The 10,900-nt window shown below is 72.9% G+C and carries 11 protein-coding genes; 4 read left to right on the top strand and 7 right to left on the bottom strand.

The features are described 5' to 3' along the window. Positions 1-90: 90 nt before the first annotated feature. From ACWD6P_RS13665 to ACWD6P_RS13640, 6 genes are all read right to left on the bottom strand, one after another. Positions 91-1,350, bottom strand: a complete 1,260-nt coding sequence (locus ACWD6P_RS13665; RefSeq protein WP_451444243.1) for a glycosyltransferase — start codon at positions 1,348-1,350, stop codon at positions 91-93. 13 nt (positions 1,351-1,363) lie between these two features. After that, positions 1,364-2,149 carry a MerR family transcriptional regulator gene (locus ACWD6P_RS13660; protein WP_451444242.1) on the bottom strand — a complete coding sequence of 262 codons (786 nt, stop codon included), beginning with the start codon at positions 2,147-2,149 and terminating at the stop codon, positions 1,364-1,366. Between the two features lie 217 nt (positions 2,150-2,366). Continuing rightward, positions 2,367-2,762 (bottom strand): GntR family transcriptional regulator, encoded by a 396-nt coding sequence (locus ACWD6P_RS13655; RefSeq protein WP_451444241.1) that lies wholly within the window; start codon positions 2,760-2,762, stop codon positions 2,367-2,369. Between the two features lie 121 nt (positions 2,763-2,883). Then, positions 2,884-3,951 carry an ABC transporter permease gene (locus ACWD6P_RS13650; RefSeq protein ID WP_451444240.1) on the bottom strand — a complete coding sequence of 356 codons (1,068 nt, stop codon included), beginning with the start codon at positions 3,949-3,951 and terminating at the stop codon, positions 2,884-2,886. Beyond that, positions 3,948-4,880 carry an ABC transporter ATP-binding protein gene (locus ACWD6P_RS13645; protein WP_451444239.1) on the bottom strand — a complete coding sequence of 311 codons (933 nt, stop codon included), beginning with the start codon at positions 4,878-4,880 and terminating at the stop codon, positions 3,948-3,950. The genes ACWD6P_RS13650 and ACWD6P_RS13645 overlap by 4 nt, the downstream gene beginning before the upstream one ends. A gap of 134 nt (positions 4,881-5,014) precedes the next feature. Continuing rightward, the gene (locus tag ACWD6P_RS13640; protein WP_451444252.1) at positions 5,015-5,527 is read right to left on the bottom strand and encodes a GNAT family N-acetyltransferase; all 513 of its coding nucleotides are present in this window, start codon (positions 5,525-5,527) and stop codon (positions 5,015-5,017) included. 111 nt (positions 5,528-5,638) lie between these two features. Here ACWD6P_RS13640 and ACWD6P_RS13635 point away from each other — a divergent pair, with 111 nt between their 5' ends. Next, entirely contained in the window at positions 5,639-6,442 is an 804-nt protein-coding gene (locus ACWD6P_RS13635; protein WP_451444238.1) for an exodeoxyribonuclease III, read from the top strand. Positions 6,443-6,487: 45 nt separating this feature from the next. Here ACWD6P_RS13635 and ACWD6P_RS13630 read toward each other — a convergent pair whose 3' ends face one another. Beyond that, entirely contained in the window at positions 6,488-7,288 is an 801-nt protein-coding gene (locus ACWD6P_RS13630) for a MerR family transcriptional regulator (protein WP_451444237.1), read from the bottom strand. A gap of 208 nt (positions 7,289-7,496) precedes the next feature. Between ACWD6P_RS13630 and ACWD6P_RS13625 the strand changes: the two genes are divergently transcribed. From ACWD6P_RS13625 to ACWD6P_RS13615, 3 genes are read left to right on the top strand one after another with little or no spacing between them, the layout of a single operon-like run. After that, positions 7,497-9,026: a flavin-containing monooxygenase gene (locus ACWD6P_RS13625; RefSeq protein ID WP_451444236.1), complete on the top strand. Its 1,530-nt coding sequence runs from the start codon at positions 7,497-7,499 to the stop codon at positions 9,024-9,026. Beyond that, positions 9,023-10,009, top strand: a complete 987-nt coding sequence (locus tag ACWD6P_RS13620) for an alpha/beta fold hydrolase (RefSeq protein ID WP_451444235.1) — start codon at positions 9,023-9,025, stop codon at positions 10,007-10,009. Before ACWD6P_RS13625 ends, ACWD6P_RS13620 begins: the two co-directional genes overlap by 4 nt. After that, a complete protein-coding gene (locus tag ACWD6P_RS13615) occupies positions 10,006-10,887 on the top strand; it encodes an SDR family oxidoreductase (RefSeq protein WP_451444234.1) in 882 nt (293 codons plus the stop codon). The genes ACWD6P_RS13620 and ACWD6P_RS13615 overlap by 4 nt, the downstream gene beginning before the upstream one ends. Positions 10,888-10,900: the final 13 nt, after the last annotated feature.

The raw sequence follows: 10,900 nt of genomic DNA, 5'->3' as shown, positions 1-10,900 counted from the left end.
CCGGGCGGGCGTGCGGGCGGGCCGCACCGCGGCGCCCCCGGCCGCCCGGCCCCCCCCCCGCCCCCCCCCCGGCGGCTCGAGCCGGTCGTCTCACACGGCCAGGCGTGCCACTGCCTCGGTGACCGCGCCTGCGCCGTCCTCGGTCGTGAGGCGTTGGGCGGCGCGGCGGGCGTGTGCGCCGTGGGCGGGGTCGGTGGTGGCCCGGGTGATCGCGTCGGCCAGGCGGTCGGCGGCATGCTCGTCGGCGAGGTCCTTGAAGGGGACCGGGGCGGTGGCGGCTCCCACGGCGGCCAGACGGGCGGCCCAGAAGGGCTGGTCGGCGGTGACCGGGACGGGGACGGTGGGGACCCCGGCGCGCAGGCCCGCCGCGGCGGTGCCGGCGCCGCAGTGGTGCACCACGGCCGAGGTGTGGGGGAAGAGCAGGGCGTGCGGGACCTCGCCGATGGTGAGGATGTCGTCCGCCGCGTCGGGGCCGGTGGTCAGCCCGGCCCAGCCGGACTGGAGGATCCCGCGGACCCCGGCGCGGCGCAGGGCGCGTACCGCGAGGGCGCTCAGGCGCTCGCCCTCGCCGCCCGCCATGCTGCCGAACCCGATGAAGACCGGGGGCGGGCCGGCGGCGAGGAAGTCCCTCAGGGGCGCGGGGAGTTGGGCGTCCGGGGCGTGCCAGGGCCACCAGTTCCCGACGACGTCCAGACCGCTTCGCCAGTCCCCGGGCCGGGGCACCAGGACCTCGCTGAAGCCGTGCAGGACCGGCCGGCCGGCCGCTTCGGCGCGGCGGCGGACCGTACGGGGGGTGGCGGGCGGCAGGCCGAGGCGGGCGCGCAGCTCGCGGGCGGCGTCCGCGTAGAGGCGGTCGACGATACGGAGCGAGAGGCGGCCGGCCGCGCGGTTTCCCCAGCGGCCCAGGGAGCGGGTGCCGCTGACGACGGGGGCGAAGTCGCCGGTGGGGGCGTTGGGCTGGAGGGAGAGGTCCAGGGACGGGATGTCGTACGCCTCGGCGAGGTGCCGGCCGAGGGGGGCCGTGGTGGTGGAGAGCAGGAGCAGTTCGGTGCCGCCGGTGGCGGCGTCGGCCAGGCCGCCGCCCAGCTCCTGGATGAAGGCGGCCGCCCGGCGCATCAGGGCCCGCTTGCCGGCGGGGGAGGCGTCCGGCGACGGGGTGCGCTCCCGGCGCCCGGCGCGCGGGTCGGCCGGCAGCCGGCGGAACTCCAGGCCCGCGGCCCGCACGAGCGGGGCGTAGGTGTCGTGGGTGGCGAGCGCCACGTCGTGGCCGGCGTCGCTGAGCCGGGCGCCGACGCCGGTGTACGGGGCGACATCGCCGTACGAACCGGCGGCCGTGATCAGGATCTTCATCGGGTTCTCGCCTTCACCTCTCGCGGGGCTTCGACTGGCGGACGGCGTTGGCGTGGACGGCCGTGCGCAGATATGCGGCGAGGCCGGGGCGCTGTTCGCTCGGGGGGACGATCAGGGCGAAGGCACGGGGATCGGCGGCGAAGTCGTCGGCGATCCGGCCGTGCATATCGGTGGGGCACGGTGTGAACCAGCGGTCGATGTGCTGCCGGTGCTCCTCCGCGAGGTCCATGGCGCGCTCGCCGTCCGGGGGAGCCTCCGCGTCGAAGGCGGCGATCAGCCGCTGCCGCCACTGGGCGCCCTCGGCCATGAGCCGCGCCCAGTCCTCCTTGGTGTGTGCGGCGGCCCGCTCCATGGCGCTCCGGTGACCTGGGCGGTCATGCCACTTCAGATGGGCCTCGGTGGCGTAGGTGACGTCGAAGGCGACCTCCCCGAACACCTCGAAGCGCTCCTCGGGCGACAGCTGCACGCCGGTCTGCTGGACCTCCATGGCCTGCTCGGCGACCTCGACGAGACGCTGCAGCTTGGTGATCTGCTCATTGAGGAGGCGGTGCCGGGCGCGCAGGTGGTCGAGGGCGTTGGCCTGCGGGTCTTCCAGGATGGCGGCGATCTCGTCGAGCGGGAAGCCGAGCTCCCGGTAGAAGAGGATCTGCTGCAGCCGGGCGAGGTCGGCGTCGCTGTAGAGGCGGTAGCCGGCGGGGCTGCGCTCGGTGGGGGAGAGGAGGCCGGCCTTGTCGTAGTGGTGCAGGGTGCGCACCGTGATCCCTGCGGAGGCGGAGACCTGTCCGACCGAGTACCCCATCGCGGCGCCTTTCGTCCCTGTCGTGCCCGGTGGGCGGCAGGGTTCCGTGGAGCGCCGCGGGCCACCGGTGTACGGCTGATGCCGTCCGTCCGTACGGAGGTCCGTCCGTACGGAGATCAGGGTGTGGCCTGACGTTACGTGAGGGTCAACCGGGGGGGGCAGCGGCCCGGCCCGGCCCGGCCCCGCTCCCGCGATCAGCGGTGTCCGCCGCGCGGCCTCACTCCTGCGCGTACCGCTCCTGCAGCACCGAGTTCACCAGGGCCTGGACGTCCTCCCGGTCCAGCCCCTGCGCCTGCGCCCGCTCCATCCAGGAGCGGAGCTCCTCGCGCAGCCGGGCGTCCGCCGCGGACTCGGGGCGGGCGAGGGTGCGGCTGACGAACGTGCCCAGGCCCGGGCGCGGTTCGACCAGGCCTTCGCGTTCCAGCTCGCGGTAGGCCTTGAGGGTCGTGTTGGGGTTGACCTTGGTGGTGGCGGCGACCTGTGCGGCGGTCGGCAGCCGGTCGCCCTCCACGAGGATGCCCAACCGCAGTGCCTGCTGGACCTGTTGGACGATCTGGAGGTAGGTGGCGACGCCACTGCGGCGGTCGATTCGGAATTCGACGACGCTCACCACCTCTCTGCTGCTTCCGCCCGTGCCGCCAACCGTATCGACCGCTTGATGATCGGGCCGCCCGTGCCGGGTGTCAAAGCGCCACCCGGCGTGCGGCCCGTCTCCCCGCTGCGGGCCTCCCCGTTCAGAGCGGCCGCCTCTGGGCCCGCCACACGACGAACCCGAGCACCACGGCGGTCAGCGCCAGCAGGATCCCCGCGCCCAGCCACTGCATCCCGGCCATCTGCCCGTAGTCGAAGTACTGGGACACGTGGTTGACGATGCCCAGCCTGGCGCGGCAGGCCTCGGTGTCGCCGCTGTTGCAGGTGCCGTATCCGTAGAGCCTGCCGCCGGCGGTGGACACCCACTCGTCGACCCGTACGGAGCTCATCGGCAGCTCGGGGCCGCTGGAGTCGTACGGGTAGCTGACGCTGCGCAGCGTGCCGAGGTGGTGGCGGACCTTCTCGGACCAGATCACGGTGAACACGAAGGCGAGGAGGGCGGTGACCGCCATCGCCGGCACCACCCGCTTGAGCAGCATGCCGACGGCGATACCGCAGGCGGTCAGGAACAGGGTCTTGGCGACCGGGACCGGCCCGGTGCTGTCGAAGGCGCCGCCCTCCAGCCAGTTGCCGTTCATGGCCAGCTCGTGCGCCGGCGACCACAGCCAGGTGAAGGCCGCCGACAGCAGGGTGGTGCACACCGCGACGAGGGCCAGCGGCAGGCCCAGGGTGGCCGCGAGCCAGCGGCCCCGGCTCACCGACTGGGTGGTGACCAGCTTGAGGGTGCCGTGCTCCTGCTCGCTCGCGATCAGCGGTGCGCCGAGGAAGATGCCGGCGATGGCGGGCGCGTAGCCCAGGAACGAGGCGCCGTCGTCGAACAGCCTGCCGAAGTGGTTGCGGAACGAGTTGAGCAGCTGCTCGTCGGGCGGGTGCGAGGCGGACTGGGAGCCGGCCGAGGAGCCGTGGGTGTGCAGGAAGTCCATCAGGCCGATGCGCTGGTACGCGAAGATCACGCAGCCCGCGACGGTGACCAGCAGGGCGAGCCGCAGGAAGGCGCGGTGGCGGTGCCAGACCAGCCAGGGCAGTCCGCGCAGCAGGGTGCGGCGGGGGGCGGGCGGCTCGGCGGACACGGACGTGCCGTTCGCCGGGGCCGCGGGGGCCGTTCCGCCGGCGTCCTTGGCCGTGCCGCTCCGAAGGGTGTTCCGGGTCATGCCGCCGCCTCCTGCGTTCCGCCGTCGATCCTGGCCTCGTCCGCGATCAGGTCGGGTGCGTCCGGCGACCGCAGATAGGCCAGCAGCACCTCCTCCATGCTCGGCACCAGGGTCTCCCAGCTGTCACAGAGCGGTCCGCCGGGCCGGACCAGGGCGCTGAACTGCCGCCCGGTGACCCGGGATTCGACGACGGTGTGCTGCCGCCACAGCTCCTCGGGCACCCCGTCGCCGCCGGCGGCCACGCCCGTCACCAGCAGATGCGCGGGCACCAGCTCCTCGGTCGGGCCCGCCATCCGCAGCCGCCCCTCGGCGAGGACGACGAGGTAGTCGCACATCTCCTCCATCTCGGAGAGCATGTGGGACGACATCAGCACGGTCGTGCCGTGCTCGGCGGCCTCGGCCATCAGCAGCCCCGACAGTTCGTGCCGGGCCAGCGGGTCGAGGTCGGACATGGGCTCGTCGAGCAGCAGCAGCTTTGGCCGCTTGCCGAAGGCGAGGGCGAAGGCGATACGGGTGCGCTGGCCGCCGGAGAGGGTGCCGACCCGGGCGGTGAGCGGTACGTTCCCGGACCGTACGATCCGCTCGGCCAGCGCCTGGTCCCAGTGCGGGTTCAGCTCGCGGCCGAGCCGCAGGGTCTCGGCGACGGTGAAGCGCGGGTAGAGGGGCTTGTCCTGGGCGAGGAAGGCGACCCGCCGCAGGACGGCCGGGTCGGAGACCGGCACGCCGAACAGCTTCAGCGTGCCGGTGGTGGGGTGCACCAGCCGGGTCGCGGTGCCCAGGAACGTGCTCTTGCCGGCGCCGTTGGGACCGACGAGCGCGCAGATGCGTCCGGCGGGGAGCCGGAAGGAGCAGTCCCGCAGCGCCCATCCGCCGCGGTACTTCTTCCCCAGTCCTTCGGCCTGGACGGCCCATGGGCTCGGGTCGCTCACCCGGATCCCCCCTTTAGCTAGTTGATTAGTGGAATGAGTATGGGGAGCGGCGCGGGCGCATGTCAACAAAACCGGCGCCGCCCCGGAGGGGTCCGCGGGCGGGGTCTGTCCGGTGAATCAAGGCCGGAAAGGCCCTAGGGAGCCGCGGGGGGCGTCAGCGTCAGCGTCAGTGCCTTCACCATGCACCGGCTCTCCTCGTGCATCCGGTAGAGCCCGAACTTCTCCGACGCCGCCACCAGCGCATAGCCGCAGGACGCGTACAGCTCCAGCGCCTCCGGCTGCTTGGTGCCGGTCTCCAGCACCATCCGGGACCGCCCCGCGGCCCGTGCGTCCGCCTCCAGCAGGTCCAGGATCCGCCGCGCCAGCCCCCGCCCCCGGGCCTCGGGAACCACGAACATCCGCTTGATCTCGGCGTCCCCGGCCGCGTACCCCTTGGCGGTGTCGTCCTGGACCCGCCATCCGCCGGTGGCCAGCGCCCGCTCGCCCTCGTAGGCGATCAGATACACCCCGTGGGGCGGGCTGAACATCTCCGGGTCCAGCGGCGTCATATCGCCGTCGCCGTCGTAGCGCCGGGCGTACTCCTGCTGGACCAGCGCGTCGAGGGCGACCGCGTCCGGGTGGTCGTAGCGGACGGGGCGTATCTCGATGCCGTGCGTCCCGGCGGGGCGAGTCTCCATTCCGTAAAGCGTACGGGTGTGCGAGACGGGCACGGCGAGACGGGAAAGCGATCAGTCGGCCGGGCTGGGTAGGGTGCCCGGATGCTCACCGTGACCTCTGTGAATGTGAACGGGCTGCGCGCCGCGGCCAAGAAGGGCTTCGTTCCGTGGCTGGCGGAGACCGCGGCCGATGTGCTGTGCCTGCAGGAGGTACGGGCCGAGACCGCCCAGCTCCCGGACGAGGTGCGCGAGCCGGCGGGCTGGCACACGGTCCACGCCCCGGCGGCCGCCAAGGGCCGGGCCGGTGTCTCCCTCTACACGCGCCGTGAGCCGGACCGCGTCCGGGTCGGCTTCGGCTCGTCGGAGTTCGACGGCAGCGGCCGCTACGTCGAGGCCGATCTGCCCGGTGTGACCGTCGCCAGCCTCTACCTGCCCTCCGGCGAGGTCGGCACCGAGCGCCAGGACGAGAAGGAACGCTTCATGGCGGAGTTCCTCCCGTACCTCGTCGAGCTGCGCAAGCGCTCCGCGGCCGACGGGCGCGAGGTGGTCGTCTGCGGCGACTGGAACATCGCCCACCAGGAGGCCGACCTCAAGAACTGGAAGGCCAACCAGAAGAAGTCCGGCTTCCTCCCGGAGGAACGCGCCTGGCTCACCGACGTCCTCACCGAGACCCGCGGCGGCTACCGGGACGTCGTCCGCACCCTCCACCCCGACACCGAGGGCCCCTACTCCTGGTGGTCCTACCGGGGCCGGGCCTTCGACAACGACGCGGGCTGGCGCATCGACTACCAGATGGCCACACCCGGGCTGGCCGAGCGCGCGGTGAAGGCGTACGTGGAGCGGGCGGCGGCGTACGACCAGCGGTGGAGCGACCATGCGCCGGTGACGGTGGTCTACGAGCTGTAAGCGGCGGCGTGCGGGGCACTTCCGACCCTGACCGTCGGACAGCCCCTAGTCCTGGCCGTCGCGCAGCCACCCCTCCAGCTCCGCCCGGACGCGGCGGTCCATGGCCATGGAGAGTTCGGCCTCCACCACGCCCTTGGAGAGGGGGCGGAGTTTCTCGATGGTCCGGGCGATGCGGTCGAGCTCCTGGGGGGTGGGGAGGGCGTCGGTGCCGGTGCGCTCCAGGACGTCGGAGAGGAGGTGGGTGCGGACGAGGGTGGTGAAGATGTCGGCGAGGGCGTCGGCGTGCGCGCGGACGCGGCGGCCGGCCTCCAGGACGGCGGCCAGCGGGATGCCTTTGTGGACGAGTTCGGTGGAGGCGTCCAGCAGGCGGCGGCTGATGTGCACGAACTCGTCGCCGTCGACGGCGAGGTAGCCGATGTCCAGGGACGCGGAGAGGTTCTCCGGGGTGATGTCCTCGCTGAAGTGGTCGGCGAGCTGTTCCGGGGTGAGGCGTACGGGGGTCTCCTCCGACCAGGGAGGCAGCAGCGGCGTCTGCAGGCCCAGCAGTTCGCCCACGTCGCGGCCGGAATCGAAGGCGGAGAGGAGTTCGGCGATGCCGCCCAGGGTGTGGCCGCGTTCCAGGAGGGCGCCGATGGTGCGCAGGCGGGCGAGGTGGTGTTCGTTGTACCAGGCGATCCGGCCCTCGCGGCGCGGCGGCGGGATGAGCTTGCGTTCGCGGTAGAAGCGCAGCGTACGGACCGTGATGCCGGCTTCCTCGGCGAGTTCGGTCATGCGCAACTCGCGCGCGGGGTGGCCTTCTTCCTGGGGCTCGGCGCGCGCGTCCTCGGGGTTCTCGTTCGCTGCCACGGGGTCAGCCTATGCCGGGGGCGGGACGGCGGGCCGCGGTGCGACCGGCGGTAACTTCCCGGCGCGCGACCCCTACCGCTCGGTACGCGGCTGCCCTACCCTCCCAACTGTGCCCAATCGTGCCAGTGATTGCTGGCACAGTTGGGTGGCCTGCGGCTGTCGGCGCCGTAGGTTGCGGTGGGACAGCGTCGATCTCGGGAGGCGGCGGATGGCCGAGCGCAAGCGGAAGCATGTGCGGGTGGCGGTGATCGGATCGGGGTTCGGTGGCCTGGGCGCGGCCGTACGGCTGCGACGCCAGGGGATCACCGACTTCGTGGTCCTGGAACGGGCCGGTTCGGTGGGCGGCACATGGCGGGACAACAGCTATCCGGGGTGCGCATGCGATGTGCCCTCGCATCTGTACTCGTTCTCCTTCGCCCCCCATGCGGAGTGGCCCCGGAACTTCTCCGGACAGCCGCATATCCGCGCGTACCTGGAGCGGGTGACGGACACCTTCGGGCTGCGTCCGCACCTGCGGTTCCATGCGGAGGTGCGCAGTCTGCGGTGGGACGGCGAGGCGCTGCGCTGGGAGATCGACACGGCGGGCGGGGAATGGACGGCCGATGTGGTGGTCTCGGCCACCGGGCCGTTGTCGGACCCCAAGGTTCCCGAGGTGCCGGGACTGGATTCCTTTCCGGGGAAGGTCTTTCACTCCTCGCGCTGGGACCATGAATACGACCTGCGCGGCAAGCGCGTGGCCATGATCGGCACCGGCGCGTCGGCGATTCAGATCGTGCCCGCCATCCAGCCGGACGTGCAGCGGCTCACGCTCTTCCAGCGCACCCCGCCCTGGGTGCTGCCGCGCGCCGACCGCAGGATCACCGCGGCCGAGAAATGGCTGCACACCCGGGTCCCGGCGACCCGGGCCGCGCGCCGCGGACTGCTCTGGGGCATCCGGGAGATGCAGGTCAGCGCCTTCACCAAGCGCCCCAGCGAGCTCGGCATGATCGAGTTCCTGGCCAGGAGCCATATGAAGAAGGCGATCAAGGACCCGGTGCTGCGGGCCGCGCTGACGCCCGACTACCGGATCGGCTGCAAGCGGATACTGCTCTCCAATGCGTACTATCCGGCGCTGGCCCGGCCGAATGTGGAGCTCGTCCCGGCCGGGCTGGAAGAGGTGCGCGGCAGCACCCTCGTGGCGGCCGACGGGAGCACGGCGGAGGCCGATGCGATCGTCTTCGGGACCGGGTTCCAGGTGACGGACATGCCGATCGCGCACCGGGTCACCGGGGCCAACGGCACGACGCTGGCAGAGGAATGGAAGGACGGAATGGCGGCACTGCGCGGGTCCAGCGCGGCCGGATTCCCGAATTTCCTCACGATCATCGGCCCCAACACGGGCCTCGGCAACAGCTCGATGATCCTGATGATCGAGGCGCAGTTGAACTACATGGCGGATTTCCTGCGGCAGTTGGACGTTCTCGGGGGAAGGGTCGCGCTGAGCGCCCGGCAGTCCGCCGTGGAGGAGTGGACGCGCCGCATCCAGCAGCGGATGGCGCGCACGGTGTGGAACACCGGCGGCTGCGACAGCTGGTACCTGGACGCGAGCGGGCGGAACACCACTGTCTGGCCGGGGACGACCGCGGAGTTCAAGAGGGTGACGCGGCAGGTCGATCTCGCGGAGTACGAGGTGGTGCGGCCGGGGCCCGGCAGACCCGCGGACCGGTCCGCCGACGGGCGTGCGGAGGTGGCCGTATGAACCGCCGTCCCGGACATCTCACCAGCGGCCCCTACGCACCCCCGGTGCCGCGCGCGACGGCGACCGTCACCTCGGCCGACGGGTCCCAGATCTACACCGAGGTCCACGGGCCCGAGCGTGCCCCCGCCGTCGTGCTGGCGCACGGCTGGACCTGCTCGACCGCCTTCTGGGCCCCGGTCGTGCGCGATCTGTCCGCCGACCACAAGGTCGTCGTCTACGACCAGCGCGGGCACGGCCGCAGCCCCGCCGCCGCGCCGGCCGGCCACAGCACCCGTGCGCTCGCCGACGACCTCGTCGCCGTACTGGAGGCGACCCTGGAGCCGGACGAACGCGCCGTGGTGGGCGGCCACTCGATGGGCGGCATGACGATCATGGCCGCCGCCGGCCGGCCGCAGCTGCGCGCGCGGGCCGCCGCCGTGCTGCTGTGCAGCACCGGGTTCTCCCAACTCGCCGCCGAGGCAAGGGTGTTCCCGCTGCGCTCCCCGGCCGGCCGGCGCCGCGCACACCGTCTGCTGCTGGGCTCCCGCGCCCCGATGGGCCCCGTATCGCCGCTCACCAGGCGCGCGTTGAGGTACGCCACGATGGGCGCCGGCTCCACCGCCGAGCAGATCGAGGCCTGTGCGCGCATCGTGCACGACTGCCCGCCGCGCGTACGGGCCCACTGGGGAGGAGTGCTGGCCGGGCTCGAACTGACCGGCGAGGTCAGCAGGCTGGACGTGCCGACGGCGGTCCTGGCCGGCACCGCCGACCGGCTGACCCCTCTGGTGCACGCCCGGCGGCTGGCCTCCGTGCTCCCCGACTTCCTCGGCCTGACCGAGCTGCCGGGGCTCGGCCATATGACACCGGTCGAGGATCCGGGCGCGGTCGCCGGCCGCCTGCGGGAACTCGTCCACGACCATCTGCGCCAGGCCGTCGTCGGCGGCGAGGTCCCCGCCCAGGCCCCCCGGGGCGAGCAGCGGCACACGAAGGAGAAGACGGTATGAGCACGAGCAGGGGCCTCGACGGGCAGGTCGTCGTGGTGACGGGCGCGGCCCGCGGGGTCGGTGCGCTGCTGGCCCGCAAGCTGTCGGCGCGCGGCGCGGTGCTGGCGCTGGTCGGTCTGGAGCCGGACGAGCTGAAGAAGGTGGCCGCCTCGCTGCACGGCCCGGCGCACCACTGGCACGCCGATGTCACCGACCACGAGGCGATGGCGCAGGTCGCGGGCGAGGTCAAGGAGCGCTTCGGGAAGGTCGATGCGGTCGTCGCCAACGCCGGTGTGGCGACCGGCGGCCCGTTCGCCGACTCCGACCCCCTCGCCTGGAAGCGGGTCGTCGAGGTCAACCTGATAGGCAGCGCGGTCACCGGCCGGGCCTTCCTGCCCGTACTGACGGAGTCCCGCGGCTACTTCCTGCAGATCGCCTCGCTCGCGGCGATCACCCCGGCGCCGATGCTCAGCGCGTACTGCGCGTCCAAATCGGGTGTCGAGGCGTTTGCGCACTGTCTGCGCGCCGAGGTCGGCCACAAGGGCGTACGGGTCGGTGTCGGCTATCTGAGCTGGACCGACACCGACATGGTGCGCGGCGCCGACCAGGACGACCTGATGCGCGAACTGCGCTCCCGGCTGCCCTGGCCGTCGAACAAGACCTATCCGCTGGGCCCCGCCGTCGACCGGATCGTCGCGGGCATCGAGCGCCGCTCCGCGCATGTCTACGGGCAGTGGTGGCTGCGCGGGATGCAGTCGCTGCGCGGGTATCTGCCGGCCGTCATCGGGTCGGTGGGCCAGCGCGAGATACGGCGGTTCGGCGACCGGCTGGACGGGATGCGGGTCGGGCTGGTCGGGGCGGGCGGCGAGGCCGACGAGAAGGCACGGGCGGGCCGGTAACGCCACCCCTACC

Source organism: Streptomyces sp. NPDC002446 (genome assembly GCF_053595675.1).
Note: the sequence above shows the minus strand (reverse complement) of the source record. Positions and strands in the feature narration are given on the sequence as shown.